The following is a 17,293-nucleotide window of genomic DNA, read 5'->3' as shown; positions in this document are numbered from 1 at the left end:
GTCCTGCGACACTCCCCGCTAATATTAAGGCGAACGGTGCTGAGCACCGTTCTTAACCACCTCGCCAGAGCCTACCGAAGTATGGTGCTGGTTTATTAGCGCTGTTTTATGGGGATCCCTCAGCGCCCTGAGCGGGTTTTTTACTTTTCAGGCATTGTACACAACAGAGGGTGACAGTCGTTTTACTTCAGTTGCTGGAGTGAAAAAATAAAACCAAATAGCGCAGTCCCAACGGTGGCTATAAAAAGAAAGCCGATTAGTAATTTCCAGGCCAACACCAATCCTCCCTTAGTCTGGTTAATAAGCCTGAACGATAATAATATTAATGATTCGTTAGTCAACGGGGCGGGTATTTTTCAGAATAAGTCATTATCAGTTGCCGGACGCTCATGCTGAGTAAGCCAGCTGTTTATGGACGAAACCTGCGAGATAATCAAACCTGCAGCGTCGAAGACGCACGCAAGTAGCCTTCTGCGAGGTAAATCCAAATGCCGAAGCGAAGACCGTCACCCACGCAAAAATTGCTTCAGAATGCTCCTTGATCATGCTTTTTCATGGCCTCTCACCTTGCGTAGGTAGCGGGTGCCGTCGGTGTAAACGATCAGGGATGATTCCACGAGGCTGAAACAGAAAAGTCCACGCGTTACGTGGGCTCAACTTGGGGGGGCTGAATGATTCTCAGTAAGCCTTTGTTCAGAAACCATAACTTGTGGTCCAGGTGGATCATAAGAATTTAATCGAAGCTGTATCCGTCCCTCCGCATAGGGGGATTCACCACAACTGTAATATGCCTTTCCGACTATCGCTTTCTTTGTCAAAAAACAAAACCTAAAAGACTTCTATGGGTGTACTATGGGTTAACAATGAGGAAATAATATGCACTTTCAGACGGTCATATCATCAAGAATTAAATCCATTAGTTATTATTCATCAGAAAAAGTACTGGTGGTGGCTTTTGTAGGTTCAGTAACCTATCAGTACATTAAAGTCTCCGGAAAAACTCATAATGACTTTTTAATGGCTAAATCCAAAGGCCGTTTTTTTGAAGGTGTAATTAAAGGTAAATACCTTTGCCGGAAAATAGGATGAGCCTTAAAAGCAAAAGCCCTACCAAGAGGTAGGGCTGGTAAGTTTAGAGAAGGCTTAATCTCCAAACTTTGGCGAAGCACCACGCGATTAAGTTACGTGTTTAATCGCGAAAACGTTACCAGCAGAAGAAGCTTTCTGTCCATATCGTTATTGTCGAATTATCCGTTTCTCATCCCAACATGAAGGACTGTGGGGATTCACTGAATGCCATAAGCCAGCCCCGCGGCGAATAGCATTGACAGCAGCACCGATGCCAGGCCGGGCAGCAGAAAAGGATGATCGATAATATGTCGGCCCAGTCTGGTGGAGCCGGTATCATCCAGCTCTACCGCCGCCAACAGCGTCGGATAGTTTGGCAAAATAAAAAGAGAAGCCGTGGCCGGGAAGCAGGCCACCAAAATAGCCGGGGCTACGCCCATGCTCAGCGCGGCGGGAAATAAAATTTTTGTGGAGGCCGCCTGAGAATACAAGAAGCATGAGGCCGCCATAATAATGATGGCCAACATAATGGGCGAATCCAACAAGTGTGACGAGACCGCGCTTTGCAACCACTGTTGATTGCTATCCATAAAAGTTGAACCCAGCCAGGCGACGCCGAGGATACAGATGCAGGAGGTCATGCCGGTTTTAAACACCGATCCGGACGGGACCTTGTGTACGTTAACCCGGCAGCACACCACAATCAGCAGCGCAACGCCCAGCATCACCCCTACCCGCGCCTGTCCGCTACTCATGGCCGGATGGACAATCAGCCCTAATTTTGGACTGGTGACAATCGCATAAACCAGCACTACAACCAGTCCGACGATAAAAATCAGCACCGAACGTCCGGCACAGGGCGGGATCGCCCGCTCAGTCCTTGCTTTAATCGGAACCGGATTGTCATCGAGCCGATCCTGATGGCGGATCCTGTCCCAGCACAGGTAAAAAACGGAGGTGACCAGCAGCGCCAGAAAGGTGGAGGGTATGGATACCGCAATGAGCTCAATATAGCCCCAGCCGGAATGGCCCTTTTCCAGAATCCCCGAGAAGAAAATCACCGCCGCAGAAATGGGCGACGCCACAATGCCCAGTAAAGAGGCGCTGACGGAAAGAGCAAGCGCCCGGGTAGGTTTTATATTGTTCTCTTTCGCCACGCCGACAATAACCGGCATACAGGCAAAGGAGACCTGACCGGTGCTGGCCATCATGGTCAATAGCCAGGTGGAAAGCGGCGCGGTGATGACTAACAATCGCGGATAGCGGCGCAGCAGACGCTCGGTGAGGTCAACAAGATATTCAATACCGCCCGCCTCCTGCATGGCGGCAATCGCCACGATCACCACCATGATAAATACGATAACCAGCATCGGCATATCACCCGGCGTGGCGCCGAGCGCACTGAGCACAATTACGCCGGCACCGCCGGCAAACCCCACGCCGATCCCCCCGACCCGCATGCCGATGTACAGAAACAGCAGCACCACCAGAAACTGAACCAATATCATATATTGCCTCCACGGCTCCCAGTCCGGCATTACCCCTTCGCAAGAAGACATGGCCGCCGGACAAACGCGCGCTCACCATATCTTTGGATGTCACCTGCCGGTGAAAGACAATTTATCGCGCTACAGCGGCATCGCTGCGTACGGTATTCATCAGGCATCCGATCTGCTCAATCTCGACTTCCACCCTGTCCCCGGGCTGCATAAAGAGCGGCGGGGTACGTTTTTTTCCGATACCTCCGGGCGTACCGGTCAGAATGACATCTCCCGGAGAGAGCGCGCTGAAGGTGCTGATATACGCAATGAGTTCGGCAATTGAATACAACATGCTGCCCGTATTATCCTGCTGCACCGTCTGGCCATTGAGCCGGGTGGTAATATTCAGATTTTGCGGGTCGGGGATATCATCCGCCGTCACCAGCCAGGGGCCGAAGCCGCCCGTCGCAGGCCAGTTTTTCCCGCCGGTAAAGCAGGCATGCTGCCAGTCGCGCACCGAGCCATCCATATAGCAGCTGTAGCCAGCCACATAATGCAGCGCCTCCTGCTGAGGAATATTGCGCCCCCCACGGCCAATCACCAGCGCCATTTCGCCTTCATAGTCAAACTCATTGCTGCACTCCGGCTTGAGGAGCGGTGTCAGATGGCCGGTCTGTGAATCCGCAAAGCGGATAAACAACACGGGATTAGAGGACTTCTCGTTACCGGCAGCGTTTTTATCGCGATAATTCACGCCAGCGCAGATGATTTTTTTCGGTTCAGTAATGACCGGCAGAAAAGCGATCTCGTCGAAAGAGTAGTTCGCTTGTTTCGCAGACGGCGGCAGAGTATCAACAAGATGAAGATGCGGTATAAATTCCAGCAGGCTGCCATATTGAGGAAACTGCGCCTGTAGATCAATGACGCCGTCAGCGGTCGCCAGGCCATATTTGTTTTTATCATTAACGCGAAAGCTTAATAGTTTCATAAATCACCCAGGAATATACAGAGGTGAAAGCCCCGGCATTATGATGAAGAGCAGCAAAAGATAGCGGGGCGAAGTAACCGATGATCCGCAATACAGTAAGCGATATTTCTGTATTGCGGATTAACAACAGACTCAGAACAAATTAACCGACGCGGCCCAGCTCAGCGGCGCGCATGGCGTCGTGGATCTCTTTTTCAGCGCCATTTTCCAGCGGCAGCAGCGGAGAGCGAACGGTGGCATGTTCAAGGATCCCGCGCGCAACCAGAGCATGTTTAAGGGCCACGGTCCCTTCCATGTGAGAACCGCGGTGGTAGACGCTTTTGGTCACCGGCAGCAGTCGATCGTGCAGCTGACGCGCTTTAACGTAATCGCCCGCTTTACCCGCTTTGATCATCTCAATTAACGGTTCAGGCGCGATATTGCCGTAGCCGACGAGGAAGCCATCCACATCAAAGGCGGTATGCAGCAGATATTCATCGTGGCAGCTTAAGATTTGCAGATCCGGACGCTCGCGGCGAATAACCGGAATTTCAGTATCCCAGCGGCGCATATTACGCACGCCATTCTTCATGGCAAATACGCCCGGCTGCGCGGAGATATCCAGCAGCGTTTTCAGGTTGTAGGTGGCTTTAGTGACATCCGGATACTGGAAAAGAATCAGCGGCAGGCCACTTTCCTCATACACCACGCGGTAGCGATCCTGAGGCGCGCCGTCCTGATAGCCAAAGCGCAGCCAGCCGTGTGAAGGATAGAGCAAACCTGCGGATGCGCCGGCGGCAACGGCGCGCTTCGCCTCCAGCGCGGCCACTTCCGTCCCTTCCCCGGTGATACCGGCAATAATGGGAAGCTTATCATCCACGGACTTCACAAATGCGCGGATCACATTCGCCTGCTCTTCCTGGGTCAGAAAAGTCCCTTCTCCCGCGTGTCCAAGCACCACCAGACCTTTCACACCGTCGATGCTGCCCAGCCAGCTACCGAGGCGCTGAATGGCATCATAGTCTACGCGTCCATCGCGAGTGAATGGTGTAACCGGAGCCGGAGTCAAACCTCTCAGATCGATGTTAATCATAAATATCCCCTTGATGAATAAGCATTTGTTTACGGTTAATCGATTATTTGAAACGCAAGTGAAATCGTTTCTGCAATCGTTTTCACGCCATTGACATTGAACCTGAAAAATAAAACCGTCAACGCCATGTTGGTTAAAAATGCAACGCAGATCACAAACTAAACAGCGATCCGCATCCGGGATGAGATCCGTTTTACAAAAATCAACCCTCCCCGCTTTCTCCAGGAAAGCCGGGGAGGATCTCAGGCGGATTATTTACGTGGAGACGAGGTAGACTTACGTGGAATAAGGGAGGGCGTGGTAACCCGCATATTATTATTTATCTCTGGATTCAATAACATATCAACCGCATTGCTGGCAATATGCTCCAGCGGCGTCCTGACCGAGGTCAGCGCCACGGGGAGTCTGCTCACCAGGGGAATGTCATTGTAGCCCACCAGGGAGAGATCTTCGCCAATCACCAGCCCCTGCTGGTGCGCGGCCGCGAGGACGCCAATCGCCAGCTCATCATTAACGGCAAACAGCGCGCTCGGGCGATGAGGCTGGCTGAGGATCTTCATTCCCTGCTGCTCCCCCGAGGCGATATTAAAATCAGAGTGACAGCACCATTCCGCTTCGATCCTGAGCCCGGCTTCCTGCATTGCCCGCTCAAAACCCTTACGCCGGTTGCGCGCGTTGGAGGCAAAATCAGGGCCGCCAATCAGGCCAATATCCCGGTGGCCTAAATCAATCAGGTGTCGGGTAGCCAGATAGCCGCCAAGCTCATCGTCCCCGACCGAAGAGGGGCTAAAGCCATCGGTGCGCAGCGCCAGTACGTGAGGAACATCCCGTTCACGCAGGGTTTGCGGCAAAGGATCGTCCAGCCGGCAGGTGGACATGATCAGCCCATCGACGCGGCGATCCAGCAGCGATTCAACGGCGTTTTTCTCCTGCTCCTTGCTATCTCCGCAGGTCGCGACAATAGCAAAGTAGCCTCGCCGGGCCGCCGCCCTGGCTATCTCTTCAAAAAGCATCGCCGTGACGGCATCGGTCAGTCTCGGAACCAGGACGCCAAGCGTTCCGGTATCGCCACGCCGCAGGCTGGAAGCAACATAGTCCCGACGGTAGCCAAGCTCGCGCGCCACCTGGCGAATTTTATCTGCCGAGGCGCTGCGCGAGGTGGGTAACCTTTCATCGAGTACGCGCGAAACGGTCGAGACGCTCACGCCCGCAGCGCGAGCAACATCCCGCATTGTCGCCAGCTTTTTTTCCGGCAAATCGTTCAGTTCACTTTCTTGATCCATCTGCTGCTCCAACTCATCAAAGCGGGTAAATATCCGTGTTGCCCGTTCAAGGGATACCATCATGCAAACCGAGAGATTAAAGGATCTTACGTCAAACCTCGCCCGGACAAAAGGAATGGTGCTTCACTTTGCCAGGGGCCGCTCCCCCGGTGGTTAATTCACTCAGCTTGTTCACTTTACTCGACGTTCGCCGCCTGGCCTTTTTACGCGTAAGTTTTTTCAGATTGTGAACTGTTCGACATTTATACAACTGGCGCAATTGACTTAGCGACAAATCCAGCAAAGGATTAGCTGCAAGTGAAATCGATTGCAGTAACGTTATCACAAACCAATTCAGACAGCATTATATGCAGCACGTCTATGAATAAGGGTTCGTTGCCCTGTGGTTATTCAGAACCTTACGTGTATGCCCCAGACAACGTTTAACAGGGTAATACTATGTCAACTCAGGCCATTGCTTCAGATTACGCCGTTGCCAGCGGAACGGCGTCCACGCCAGATGCGCTGCTGGCAAGGCTGGAACGCCTCCCCATCACCCGACGGCTGAAAGCGATCCGCGTTATCGTCGGCTTATCGACGTTTTTTGATGCTTATACCATTATTGCAATCGCATTTGCTCTCCCCCAGCTTACTCAGGAATGGGGTCTTACGCCGACATTTGTCGGTCTTATTATTGCGGCCAGCTATGTGGGACAGCTGTGCGGCGCACTTTTTTTTGGCTCACTGGCGGAAAAAATAGGCCGTATCGGCGTTTTACGTATCACCATTATCATGTTCGTGCTGATGGATGCCGCCTGCCTTTTTGCCTGGAACGGCTGGTCAATTCTTATCATTCGCTTTTTACAGGGCGTGGGCATCGGCGCCGAGGTTCCCGTGGCCAGCGCCTATATCAATGAATTTGTCGGCGCCAAAAAGCGCGGGCGTTTCTTTTTGTTGTATGAGGTAATTTTCCCCATCGGCATGATGTTTGCCGGGTTGGTGGGGTATTTTCTGGTGCCCATCTATGGATGGAAAGTCATGTTTTTAATCGGTCTGGTGCCTTCTGCGCTGACCGTTCCCCTGCGCTGGCTGATGCCGGAATCACCGCGCTGGTTGACCGCAAAAGGCCGACTGAAAGAAGCGGAGAACGTCGTATCAACGCTGGAATCTGAGGTTATCAGGCGCGGGATGTCATTGCCCGAACCGGAAATAAAAGCCCCGACGGTGCACAAAGCGGCTCCGGAAGGAGTAAAAGCCCTCTTCGGCGGTATCTACAAATCCCGAACCTTTATGCTGTGGGGGCTGTGGCTGACCGTATATAGCGTCAACAATGGGATGATCACCTGGTTCCCTACCCTGTACAAAACCTGGTTTAACCTCTCCCTCGACACCAGCCTGGCCTACGGCTGGATCACCTCCTCCTGCGGCGTCGTGGCTTCGGTGATCTGCGCCTTGATGATCGACCGTGTTGGCCGCAAGCGCTGGTACACATGGGCCTTTCTCCTGGCCGTCGTTCCGCTGATTGCGCTTTCTGTTCTGGGGGCAAAATCCGCCGTTGAAATTCTGATTCTGGGCAGCCTCACCTACGCCATTCTGCAAACCATCGCCTTTTCGCTTTATCTGTACGCGGCTGAGCTTTATCCCACCCGACTGCGCGCTATCGGCACCGCCTATTCCAGCGCATGGCTCCGGGCGGGGTCTTCCATAGGCCCACTGATGGTCGGTTTTATCGTCAGCGGCTTCGGGATCCGCTTTGTGTTTATCACTTTCGCGGTCATTGCGCTGATTGGCGGTTTAATTACCTGGCTTTTTGCCATTGAAACCAAAGGGAAATCGTTAGAAGAGCTGTCGCCATAGACGATCGGTGGCTCCGGGAAGCACGGAGCCGCTTCTGACAGAAGGTCGGCGTAGTCGGCTGATTCAGCTGCGCCTGACCCGGGATCATTCATAGACCTGGCTCATCAACGGGCGGTGAAAAACATGAATAAACTCATCCACAGCGGCACGATGCTGCTGGCTTTACTACATCCTTTTCTGGCGCTGGCCAACGAGACGCTTTTTTCTCCCACGGCAAAAAATATGACCGGAGAGTGGGGAGGCGTGCGTACGGATCTGCGCCGTCATGGTTATGATTTTACGCTGGAATATAGCGCAATGACGGCCACAAATATGTCCGGCGGTTACGATCGCGATAAAACTCTGCGCTATAGCGACCAGTATATTCTCGGCATAGATATGGACCTGGAAAAGGTTTTTGGTATTCAGGACGGTGAATTTAAAGCCTCGGTGAATAATCGTAACGGGCGAGACCTGACTCAGGATCGCCTGCAGGATCCGCGTGCGCCGGTAATAGGCTCCGGCGTTCAGAGCAACTACGGTCGGGGGCAAACATGGCACGCGACGCAGTTTTGGTTCAAAAAAACCGGGTGGGATAAAAAGCTGGATCTCAAGGTGGGCCTGATGCCGCCGGGAGAGAATTTTGATAACAACGGCTGCTTTTTTCAAAACCTGTCGCTGTGCGGCTCTTTAGCCGGCCACGGCAGCGGCGTCTGGTATAACACCCCCATAGGCCAGTGGGGCGGCCGTATTAAATACAGCCCTGCCCCGGCGCTTTACGTCCAGGCCGGCGCGTTTCAGTACAACCCTGCCTACGCCACCCGCCACGGAAGCTTCCAGCTGGATGGTACCGGGCATCTGGGGTACATGTACCTTTTTGAACTGGGATATCGACCTACTCTCGGCGCGGCAAAACTCCCCGGAAGCTGGAAACTCGGCGGATGGTATAACACGGCGGACGCCAATGATGTGCTGGATGACGACAATGGCGATCCCTATGTCCTCACGCAGCAGGCCGCCCGGCGACACGGAGGGCGTTACGGAGGTTATCTCTATATTGGCCAGCAGATAACCCCCTCGAGCAGCCAGCGCCAAAATGGCCTGAGCCTTTTCGGCCATCTGGCAATAAATGATAAAAAGACGGCGACCATGGATTATCAGATCCAGGCGGGGGCTATTTATAAAGGCCCTTTCGCCAGCCGTCCGCAGGACTTTATCAGCTTCGGCGTCAGTAAAATGCACGCCAACGACAGGGTCGCCCGTCGGGCGCAGCTCCTGAACCAGATGCGGGGGATAGATGATTATGATAACCCCCTGTATGTCCCGGTTCGCAGAGCCGAGTATGCCGCAGAGCTGCATTATAGCTTTCGCGCGACGCCATGGCTGAGCGTCCGCCCTAACCTGCAGCTGCTCGTTCATCCGGGAGGAAGCGAAGAGATTAAAAACGCGTGGGTTGTCGGCAATCAGGTAACCATCAAATTCTGATGAAGCATGTCGCCACCGTCAGTATCACGGGATTTTCACCGCTAACAGGCATCTGTCCGGGGCAAAAATAAACTGACGAGATAACATCTTAAGGTTGTCCTTTCCTGCGGCTCTGAATACCCTTGCCCCCGGCATAGCTTGCCTGCTACGCCGGGGATTTCAACTACCGCTTGATCAGCGCAAATACCCCCCAGCCAAAGTATTCACGCGTGTAAGTCGCATGGCGCTTTGGCGCAATTGTCAGCTCCGCCCGAACTTCTGGCGCAAATTCATCGCCGGGGTTGTCCTCTAACCAACGGCGCATGGTGAGCCATTTCGCCGCTTCGTAGCGGTCCCAGCCTTCCTGGTCCGCCAGCACCATTTCGACGAGGTCATAGCCAGACGCATCGAAAGAGGAAACCAGATCGGCAAGCGTCAGAAAGTCGGCGAGCGAAGAGGCGCCACAGGCTTGCGCGACCTCTTCCGTTGCCGGAACCTGACGCCAGTACGGCTCGCCGATGAGCAGCATGCCGCCGGGCTTGAGACTTTTGCTCAGCAGTTCGATCGTCCCGGCTACGCCGCCGCCAATCCAGGTTGCGCCTACGCAGGCGGCGATGTCGCATTTTTCATCGGCCACATAACCAGCGGCGTCCTGATGGATAAACGTGACGCGGTCGGCAACCCCGAGCTCTGCTGCCCGCTGCTTAGCCTGCTGGCTGAACAGCGCGCTCATGTCGACGCCGGTGCCGCTAATACCGTGGTCGCGCGCCCAGGTACAGAGCATCTCCCCCGATCCGCTGCCAAGGTCAAGTATCCGCGTTCCGGCCTTCATCCGCAGCACGCGGCCAAGCGTGGCGTATTTTTCCGGCGTAAACGGGTTATGGATGCGGTGAGCGCTTTCACTAATCGTAAAAATACGTGGGATATCCAATGTTGGTATTCCTTTCATTGAGTGGGTAGTAAGAGAATAAGATTCGTTTTTTTCGGCCAGCAGCGCGTACAGCTTGTCGGTAAAAGTATCGCTGACCGGCCATGCCGCCCCATCCGGGCGGATAATTGAGGTAAAACCTGCCGTATGCAGCAGGTCGAGCCAGGCGTCATCCTGCCAGGCGGTCATCTGACTGCCGAAGCGCGTCACGTTGCCGTTCTCTTCAATCGCCATAAATCGCGTTGCGCTGGTTTGCGCAGCGGGATCCCAGGCGTGCTCCGTCAGCAGCAGGTGCGGTACATCCAGAAATAGCCCCTGCGGACAGCGCTGCCAGCTGGGTTCAGCCATCCCCTGCCGTTTAACTTCAGCATAAGTATGAACTTCGATAAGCAGTTTTCCTCCCGCCACCAGCCACTGCGCGCAGCGATTAACCAAGGCCCGGGTTTCAGCCGCGCTGAAAACATTCAGTTCACCGAAGGTCATCATAATGAAATCGAACTGCTCTTCCGGCTGGTAGTGGCGAACGTCCTGCTGGTGATAGGTAATATCAAGGCTGGCCGCCTGCGCCTGCTGACGAGCCCAGGCGATCGACGCCGGAGAAAAATCCACGCCCGTACAGCAAAAGCCGCGCTCCGCCAGCTGGCGCGTATAAAAACCCGGCCCGCAGCCGAGATCCAGAATGCGCGCGCCGGCGGGCAGCTGCCCGTCAAGCCATGCCACCTGTTGTTCAATAACCGCCAGCCTGCGGCTGGCCCAGTCGTGCTCCTGCGACAGATGATTCTCCAGCATACGCTGGCTAAACGCCGGTTCATCCCAGGGGATTTTGCGCTCCTCCTCCGGCAAAACTGCGTTTGCGGAATCCCTGATAATCGTACTAATCGTCATCATCATTTCCTTATTGATTACTCGCGCCAGTGCTCGGGTTTCATTAACGCCCGGGCGCACTGTATCTGACCGGTTCTCCCCAGCGGCCGGGACGAAAGCCGCTGCAGCATCCAGCAGGCTTTATGCTCCTCGGGAATGGGATAAGGCGCCGGATAGCCTTTATCTCCGGCACAGGGTTCAAAGCCATGCCGCGGGTAATAAGCGGCATGTCCCAGAACAAATACCGCCTCGCTTCCTGCGGCTTTCAGATGCTCAATACCGCGCTGGATAAGCAATCCGCCTACGCCCACGCCCTGGTATTCCGGCACCACCGCCAGGGGGGCAAGGATATGCATCATCGGAGAGTCAGACTCCCCTTTGAACGTCGCCAGGGTGAACAAAATATGCCCAACGGCTTTTCCATTATGTTTGGCCAGCAGAGATAAGCTCGGGTGAGCACTTTCATCGTTGAGCAAAGCGGCAACCAGATCGGCCTCTTTGCTAAAGCCGAAGGCCCGGGTTTCAACTTCGCGAATATCATCAGCATCACGCTCTGAGGTGATGTGAAAGGTGAAGTTATGGTTTGTCATCAGTTGCTCCTTAGCGGTTGTCCAGCTGAGCGCGAACGTTGTTCAGCCCGGTGGTATTGATACGGTAGGGTTGCCCATTGACGGACTTAATGAGTTTTTTGGTTTTGAGTTTTTTGAAAACGGCGAGCGTGCAGTCACTGAGCAGGAGCCCTTCGCGGCTGTAGCATTCAACAGAGGTTACGCGGCCTGATGCATCGCGAATATGCGCGATCCGGCCACCTTTAGCGAGAACGTGTAAGGTACGTTGTTCCTGACGGGATAGATTCATACTGAAGAAACCTGTTAATCATCATGCGTAAAAACGAGCCAACACCCACGGGTGTTCGCGTAAAGTTTAAGCGCAGCGATAACCAGTCCGGCCTGATAAGGTCGGGAAGCTGATTATCTAATGATGACATTCTCCAGCATCAAAGCCTCGGTGAGAGTTGAAAAGATATTTACCAGCGAAATGATAACACGTAGTTTTTATAAGGAAATCGTATTAATTAAAAAGTGTGATCTGTTGCAAGCCCAGCGGATTTCTGACGCATCTGGTCGATATGTTGACGCCATTGGTTAACCATTTATAAAGACCCGCTTCGCGGGGCCTCATGCCCTCCTGAGCTTCAGCAGAATCTCTCCGAGCGACGCAACGAGTCTAAAATATCGATGGGTTAGCACTCAGGCCATTAGCGAATCTCCATCACATTTTGGTTTACCAATTTCGCTGTTATGGTTGACATGTTTGACCAATTGGAGGAACTTATACGCCATATCGTCTGGTTTCTCTCCGTTACGATGGTTGACCGGAACCGACACTCCCATCAAAGCAGCGGCCTGGAACAGGTCAAAACGTGAAAGAGGTTAAGCATGGAACAGACATGGCGCTGGTATGGCCCTAACGATCCGGTCACTTTAGCTGACGTCCGTCAGGCGGGCGCGACCGGAGTGGTCACCGCCCTGCACCATATCCCGAACGGCGAAGTATGGACGGTTGACGAGATCCTCAAGCGTAAGGCCATCGTGGAAGAAGCCGGGCTGGTGTGGTCGGTAGTTGAAAGCGTACCGATTCACGAAGAGATCAAAACCCATACCGGCAACTACGCGCAGTGGATCGCTAACTATCAGCAGAGCCTACGCAATCTGGCCCAGTGCGGCATTCGTACCGTGTGCTACAACTTTATGCCGGTCCTCGACTGGACCCGTACCGACCTGGAATACGTCCTGCCGGACGGCTCCAAAGCCCTGCGTTTCGATCAAATTGAATTTGCCGCCTTTGAGCTGCATATCCTTAAGCGTCCGGGTGCGGAAGCGGACTACACCGCCGAAGAGGTCGCCCAGGCGAATCAGCGCTTCGCCACCATGAGCGAAGAGGATAAAGCGCGCCTGACCCGTAACATCATCGCCGGTCTGCCGGGCGCGGAAGAAGGATATACTCTCGACCAGTTCCGCCAGCATCTGGCAACCTACAAAGATATCGATAAAGCCGCACTGCGCGAGAACTTCGCCGTCTTCCTGAAAGCGATTATTCCCGTTGCCGAAGAGGTTGGCGTGCGTATGGCGGTCCACCCGGACGATCCGCCGCGTCCGATCCTCGGCCTGCCGCGCATCGTCTCAACGATTGAAGATATGCAGTGGATGGTCGATACCGTGAACAGCATGGCGAACGGCTTTACCATGTGCACCGGCTCCTACGGGGTACGCGCCGACAACGACCTGGTTGATATGATTAAGCAGTTCGGTCCGCGTATTTACTTCACCCACCTGCGCTCTACGCTACGTGAAGAGAACCCGAAAACGTTCCACGAAGCGGCGCACCTGCACGGCGACGTGGACATGTATGAAGTGGTGAAGGCCATTGTCGAAGAAGAGCACCGCCGTAAAGCGGAAGGCAAAGAGGATCTTATCCCGATGCGTCCTGACCACGGCCACCAGATGCTCGACGATCTGAAAAAGAAAACCAACCCCGGCTATTCCGCAATTGGTCGCCTGAAAGGGCTGGCCGAAGTCCGCGGCGTGGAGCTGGCGATCCAGCGCGCTTTTTTTAGCCGCTAATTCCTGACCGGCGGAGCAGCAGGCTCCGCCTTTTCCTCTTCGGCCGCCTGTTGCGGCCCACTCTGGAGTTTGCTATGACTGCAACCATTGCCGACAGCAACCTGCCGGTTACGCGCCCTGCATGGGATCGTTCTCGTCTCGAATCCCGCATCGTTCATCTGGGCTGCGGCGCATTTCACCGCGCGCATCAGGCGCTTTATACCCATCATCTGCTGGAAACCAGCGATAGCGACTGGGGCATCTGCGAAGTCAACCTGATGCCGGGCAACGACCGCCTCCTGATTGAGAATCTGAAAAATCAGCAGCTGCTTTATACCGTGGCGGAAAAAGGCGCTGACAGCACCGCGCTGAAAATTATCGGTTCGATGAAAGAGGCGCTGCATCCGGAAATCGACGGCTGTGACGGCATTCTGCGCGCCATGACGCGACCGCAAACGGCGATCGTTTCGCTGACGGTAACGGAAAAAGGCTACTGCACCGATGCGGCCAGCGGTCAGCTCGATCTGAATAACCCGCTGATTCAACACGACCTCGCCCATCCGGCGACGCCGAAATCCGCTATAGGCTACATCGTCGAAGCGCTGCGCCTGCGCCGCGAAGAGGGGCTAAACGCCTTTACGGTGATGTCCTGCGATAACGTTCGCGAGAATGGCCACGTGGCGAAAGTGGCGGTACTTGGCCTGGCGCAGGCCCGTGACCCAGCGCTGGCGGCGTGGATTGAAGCTCACGCGACCTTCCCGTGCACCATGGTTGACCGCATTGTGCCCGCGGCAACGCCTGAAACCCTACAGGAGATTGCCGACCAGCTTGGGGTCTACGATCCGTGCGCCATCGCCTGTGAACCGTTCCGTCAATGGGTGATTGAAGATAGCTTCGTCAACGGCCGCCCGGAGTGGGACAAAGTCGGCGCGCAGTTTGTTGAAGACGTCGTGCCGTTTGAAATGATGAAGCTACGCATGCTCAACGGCAGCCACTCTTTCCTGGCCTATCTCGGCTATCTCGGCGGCTATGAAACCATCGCCGACACCATGACTAACCCGGCATACCGCAAAGCGGCTTTTGCCCTGATGATGCAGGAGCAGGCGCCGACGCTCTCGATGCCGGAAGGCACCGATCTTCAGGCCTACGCCACGCTGCTGATTGCCCGTTTCAGCAACCCTTCCCTGCGTCACCGCACCTGGCAGATCGCCATGGACGGTAGCCAGAAGCTGCCGCAGCGCCTGCTTGACCCAATTCGTCTGCATCTGCAAAACGGCAGCAGCTGGCGCCATCTGGCGCTCGGCGTGGCGGGCTGGATGCGCTATACCCAGGGAAGCGATGAGCAGGGACAACCCATTGATGTTGTCGACCCGCTGCTAACGGAGATCCAGCAGATTAATCAGCGTTATCAGGGCGCGGAGCGCGTCGCCGCGCTGCTGGCCATCAGCGGGATCTTTGCCCACGATCTGCCGGACAATGGCGACTTCGTCAACGCGGTTACCCTGGCGTATCAACAGCTGTGCGAGCGCGGCGCCCGCGAGTGCGTGGCGGTGGTTAGCGCCAGTCTGTAATCTCCCTTCTTTCACGGGTCAACTGAACAATAATTTGGTTGACCCGTTTTCCCTCTCCGGGCCGAGAGTGATGCCAACCCGCCGGCCAAATGCTATAGTCAACCACCGGGCTACTGCATATCACAACTTAACACCATGAAATCACAAACTTCTCAGCACAGACCTTATCAGGAAGTCGGCGCGTTAATTCGCGATCTCATCGTCAAGACGCCCTATAACCCTGGCGATCGCCTGCCGCCTGAGCGCGAGATCGCCGAGATGCTGGATGTAACCCGTACCGTGGTTCGCGAAGCGCTGATCATGCTGGAAATTAAAGGGCTGGTCGAAGTGCGCCGCGGCGCCGGGATCTATGTGCTGGATAACGTCGCGGCGGAAGGCGCGGTGGAGAGCGCGGACATGAAGCATTGTAATGATGCCGGTCCTTTTGAGCTGCTGCAGGCCCGCCAACTGCTGGAAAGCAATATCGCCGAATTTGCCGCCCTGCAGGCAACCCGGGAAGATATCATCAAAATGCGCCAGGCCTTACAGCTGGAAGAGCGCGAGCTGGCCAGCAGCGCGCCGGGCGGTTCCGAAAGCGGCGATATGCAGTTTCATCTGGCCATCGCCGAAGCGACGCACAACAGTATGCTGGTAGAACTGTTCCGCCAGTCATGGCAGTGGCGGGAAAATAATCCCATGTGGATCCAGCTGCACCGCCATCTCGGCGACACTCACTACCGTGAGGAGTGGCTGGTGGATCATAAACGGATCCTTGCCGCCTTAATCAAAAAAGACGCCCGGGCGGCAAAACTCGCCATGTGGCAGCATCTGGAAAATGTTAAACGCCGTCTGCTGGAGTTCTCCAACGTCGATGATATTTACTTCGACGGCTACCTGTTTGACTCCTGGCCGTTGGATAACGCCGACGCCTGACTCTCCCGCGCGCGGATAGCGGCTATCCGCGCGCCGTTCTGCAGTAACCGCAGCATGCAATGCAAACACTGATAATCATTCTCATCTTTATTGTCGCCCTGCCCGCACAATGGTAAGGTTACCTCATCCGATGAAGCCTCATCTCCAGTGCAGAAAACCGCATGAACAATACTCCTGGGCAGAACGAGCCGGCCCGCCGGGCGCTGAGAAGAACCTTCTCCGTCAGCGAGTTTATGGCGTTTGGTGAACGCTATGGTATCGACTATCGCTTTCCGCTGCTGCAAACGCCGGAGCCCTCGCACGCCAGCCCGGTGCTGCAAGGTGAAGTGGAAGAGATGACGCTGCCCTGCGGGATGTGCATCACCCACTCAGATGTTCACGTATTGCAGCCCTATGAAACCACCTCCCGCCATAGCAGCCCTCTCTATATGCTGGTGGTGCTGGAAGGCAGCGTTTCCCTGACTCTCAACGGCGAGCAGCACCTTGTGCGTTCCGGGATGGCGTTCACCTCACGCCTTAGCGAACATCAGGCCATGTGCGCCCGTCACGATGCCAACAGCAGGCTCCGCACGCTCTCCCTTGGACTCTACCCGGACGGCGCCTGGCGCGACGGACTGCTTGCTTCATTAATGCGCGAATGGGAAAGATGCCAGACGCCAACGCTCATCTGGCAGATACCGGGTTTTCTGCTGAGCGGCCTGCAATATGCCCAGCAGAGCGCGCCGGGCCGCGTTTCCCGGCAACTGATGCTGGAGGGGCTGATCCTGCAGCTGTTCGGCCATGGCCTGAGCGTGTGCCAGGATGAAAGCGCGAAGCAGATCCTCCCGGCGGGCGGCGAGCAGCTGCGCCTGGAGAGAGTTCGCCGCCTGCTGGAGCAGGCGCCGGAAAACGACTACACCCTGAACGAGCTGGCCCAGCGGGCCGCGATGAGCTCCAGCAGCTTGCGCAGTAAGTTTCGCCAGGCCTACGGCTGTTCGGTTTTTGATTACCTGCGCGATTGCCGACTGGCGCGGGCCAGAGGCTATCTGCTGGAGGGGTACAGCGTGCAGCAGGCGGCCTGGATGTCGGGCTATCAGCACGCCACCAATTTCTCTACCGCCTTTCGTCGACGCTACGGTATCTCCCCCTGCGACGTGCAAAAGACGGGCTAATCTATTTTTCACCTTTTCGCGAAGTCTGTTTCGCCGCTTTGGCAGCGCGCATACGCATCCTGGCATTGCGCATAGCTATAGAACGCCTCAAAA

At 55.2% G+C, this 17,293-nt stretch carries 14 protein-coding genes and 1 pseudogene; 7 read left to right on the top strand and 8 right to left on the bottom strand.

The window, feature by feature from the left end:
• Nucleotides 1–876: 876 nt before the first annotated feature.
• Complete coding sequence (locus tag ACSIPU_RS27235) at nt 877–1,089, top strand: KTSC domain-containing protein (RefSeq protein ID WP_196558232.1); 213 nt, start codon at nt 877–879, stop codon at nt 1,087–1,089.
• 197 nt (nt 1,090–1,286) lie between these two features.
• On the opposite strand, the gene ACSIPU_RS27230 is transcribed toward ACSIPU_RS27235, so the two are convergent.
• From ACSIPU_RS27230 to ACSIPU_RS27215, 4 genes are all read right to left on the bottom strand, one after another.
• The gene (locus ACSIPU_RS27230) at nt 1,287–2,576 is read right to left on the bottom strand and encodes an anaerobic C4-dicarboxylate transporter family protein (RefSeq protein ID WP_024273776.1); all 1,290 of its coding nucleotides are present in this window, start codon (nt 2,574–2,576) and stop codon (nt 1,287–1,289) included.
• A gap of 112 nt (nt 2,577–2,688) precedes the next feature.
• Complete coding sequence (locus ACSIPU_RS27225) at nt 2,689–3,537, bottom strand: fumarylacetoacetate hydrolase family protein (protein WP_024273775.1); 849 nt, start codon at nt 3,535–3,537, stop codon at nt 2,689–2,691.
• A 142-nt stretch (nt 3,538–3,679) separates the two neighbouring features.
• Complete coding sequence (locus tag ACSIPU_RS27220; protein ID WP_032691959.1) at nt 3,680–4,609, bottom strand: dihydrodipicolinate synthase family protein; 930 nt, start codon at nt 4,607–4,609, stop codon at nt 3,680–3,682.
• 251 nt (nt 4,610–4,860) lie between these two features.
• The gene (locus ACSIPU_RS27215; protein ID WP_024273773.1) at nt 4,861–5,892 is read right to left on the bottom strand and encodes a LacI family DNA-binding transcriptional regulator; all 1,032 of its coding nucleotides are present in this window, start codon (nt 5,890–5,892) and stop codon (nt 4,861–4,863) included.
• Nucleotides 5,893–6,330: 438 nt separating this feature from the next.
• Between ACSIPU_RS27215 and ACSIPU_RS27210 the strand changes: the two genes are divergently transcribed.
• Both ACSIPU_RS27210 and ACSIPU_RS27205 read left to right on the top strand, forming a co-directional pair.
• Nucleotides 6,331–7,728: an MFS transporter gene (locus ACSIPU_RS27210; protein WP_077257937.1), complete on the top strand. Its 1,398-nt coding sequence runs from the start codon at nt 6,331–6,333 to the stop codon at nt 7,726–7,728.
• Between the two features lie 123 nt (nt 7,729–7,851).
• On the top strand, nt 7,852–9,192 hold the full coding sequence (locus ACSIPU_RS27205; protein ID WP_196558230.1) for a carbohydrate porin: 1,341 nt from the start codon (nt 7,852–7,854) through the stop codon (nt 9,190–9,192).
• A 163-nt stretch (nt 9,193–9,355) separates the two neighbouring features.
• On the opposite strand, the gene ACSIPU_RS27200 is transcribed toward ACSIPU_RS27205, so the two are convergent.
• From ACSIPU_RS27200 to ACSIPU_RS27185, 4 genes and pseudogenes are all read right to left on the bottom strand, one after another.
• Complete coding sequence (locus ACSIPU_RS27200; RefSeq protein WP_224238718.1) at nt 9,356–10,120, bottom strand: SAM-dependent methyltransferase; 765 nt, start codon at nt 10,118–10,120, stop codon at nt 9,356–9,358.
• 339 nt (nt 10,121–10,459) lie between these two features.
• Nucleotides 10,460–10,888 (bottom strand): annotated as a pseudogene (locus ACSIPU_RS27195) (class I SAM-dependent methyltransferase); the annotation flags it as partial.
• Between the two features lie 113 nt (nt 10,889–11,001).
• Complete coding sequence (locus ACSIPU_RS27190) at nt 11,002–11,553, bottom strand: GNAT family N-acetyltransferase (protein ID WP_023320373.1); 552 nt, start codon at nt 11,551–11,553, stop codon at nt 11,002–11,004.
• A gap of 10 nt (nt 11,554–11,563) precedes the next feature.
• Nucleotides 11,564–11,821 carry a YjhX family toxin gene (locus ACSIPU_RS27185; RefSeq protein ID WP_004110819.1) on the bottom strand — a complete coding sequence of 86 codons (258 nt, stop codon included), beginning with the start codon at nt 11,819–11,821 and terminating at the stop codon, nt 11,564–11,566.
• Between the two features lie 581 nt (nt 11,822–12,402).
• Here ACSIPU_RS27185 and uxuA point away from each other — a divergent pair.
• The 4 genes from uxuA (at nt 12,403) to ACSIPU_RS27165 (ending at nt 17,200) form a co-directional block, all read left to right on the top strand.
• The gene (uxuA, locus tag ACSIPU_RS27180; RefSeq protein WP_004099225.1) at nt 12,403–13,587 is read left to right on the top strand and encodes a mannonate dehydratase; all 1,185 of its coding nucleotides are present in this window, start codon (nt 12,403–12,405) and stop codon (nt 13,585–13,587) included.
• A 74-nt stretch (nt 13,588–13,661) separates the two neighbouring features.
• Nucleotides 13,662–15,137: a fructuronate reductase gene (locus ACSIPU_RS27175; protein WP_064370453.1), complete on the top strand. Its 1,476-nt coding sequence runs from the start codon at nt 13,662–13,664 to the stop codon at nt 15,135–15,137.
• A gap of 135 nt (nt 15,138–15,272) precedes the next feature.
• The gene (gene uxuR, locus ACSIPU_RS27170) at nt 15,273–16,049 is read left to right on the top strand and encodes a Uxu operon transcriptional regulator (RefSeq protein WP_004099223.1); all 777 of its coding nucleotides are present in this window, start codon (nt 15,273–15,275) and stop codon (nt 16,047–16,049) included.
• Nucleotides 16,050–16,210: 161 nt separating this feature from the next.
• On the top strand, nt 16,211–17,200 hold the full coding sequence (locus ACSIPU_RS27165) for a helix-turn-helix transcriptional regulator (protein WP_016809598.1): 990 nt from the start codon (nt 16,211–16,213) through the stop codon (nt 17,198–17,200).
• The last annotated feature ends 93 nt before the right edge of the window (nt 17,201–17,293 follow it).

This window comes from Klebsiella sp. HN106, from assembly GCF_051209435.1.
Lineage (GTDB): Bacteria > Pseudomonadota > Gammaproteobacteria > Enterobacterales > Enterobacteriaceae > Klebsiella > Klebsiella oxytoca.
Note: the sequence above shows the minus strand (reverse complement) of the source record. Positions and strands in the feature narration are given on the sequence as shown.

What these genes read in the sequence shown, in the direction of transcription:
- ACSIPU_RS27235 (WP_196558232.1), top strand. Translation starts at nt 877, where the DNA reads ATGCACTTTCAGACGGTCATATCATCAAGAATTAAATCCATTAGTTAT.
- ACSIPU_RS27230 (WP_024273776.1), bottom strand. Translation starts at nt 2,576, where the DNA reads ATGATATTGGTTCAGTTTCTGGTGGTGCTGCTGTTTCTGTACATCGGC.
- ACSIPU_RS27225 (WP_024273775.1), bottom strand. Translation starts at nt 3,537, where the DNA reads ATGAAACTATTAAGCTTTCGCGTTAATGATAAAAACAAATATGGCCTG.
- ACSIPU_RS27220 (WP_032691959.1), bottom strand. Translation starts at nt 4,609, where the DNA reads ATGATTAACATCGATCTGAGAGGTTTGACTCCGGCTCCGGTTACACCA.
- ACSIPU_RS27215 (WP_024273773.1), bottom strand. Translation starts at nt 5,892, where the DNA reads ATGGATCAAGAAAGTGAACTGAACGATTTGCCGGAAAAAAAGCTGGCG.
- ACSIPU_RS27210 (WP_077257937.1), top strand. Translation starts at nt 6,331, where the DNA reads ATGTCAACTCAGGCCATTGCTTCAGATTACGCCGTTGCCAGCGGAACG.
- ACSIPU_RS27205 (WP_196558230.1), top strand. Translation starts at nt 7,852, where the DNA reads ATGAATAAACTCATCCACAGCGGCACGATGCTGCTGGCTTTACTACAT.
- ACSIPU_RS27200 (WP_224238718.1), bottom strand. Translation starts at nt 10,120, where the DNA reads ATGAAAGGAATACCAACATTGGATATCCCACGTATTTTTACGATTAGT.
- ACSIPU_RS27190 (WP_023320373.1), bottom strand. Translation starts at nt 11,553, where the DNA reads ATGACAAACCATAACTTCACCTTTCACATCACCTCAGAGCGTGATGCT.
- ACSIPU_RS27185 (WP_004110819.1), bottom strand. Translation starts at nt 11,821, where the DNA reads ATGAATCTATCCCGTCAGGAACAACGTACCTTACACGTTCTCGCTAAA.
- uxuA (WP_004099225.1), top strand. Translation starts at nt 12,403, where the DNA reads ATGGAACAGACATGGCGCTGGTATGGCCCTAACGATCCGGTCACTTTA.
- ACSIPU_RS27175 (WP_064370453.1), top strand. Translation starts at nt 13,662, where the DNA reads ATGACTGCAACCATTGCCGACAGCAACCTGCCGGTTACGCGCCCTGCA.
- uxuR (WP_004099223.1), top strand. Translation starts at nt 15,273, where the DNA reads ATGAAATCACAAACTTCTCAGCACAGACCTTATCAGGAAGTCGGCGCG.
- ACSIPU_RS27165 (WP_016809598.1), top strand. Translation starts at nt 16,211, where the DNA reads ATGAACAATACTCCTGGGCAGAACGAGCCGGCCCGCCGGGCGCTGAGA.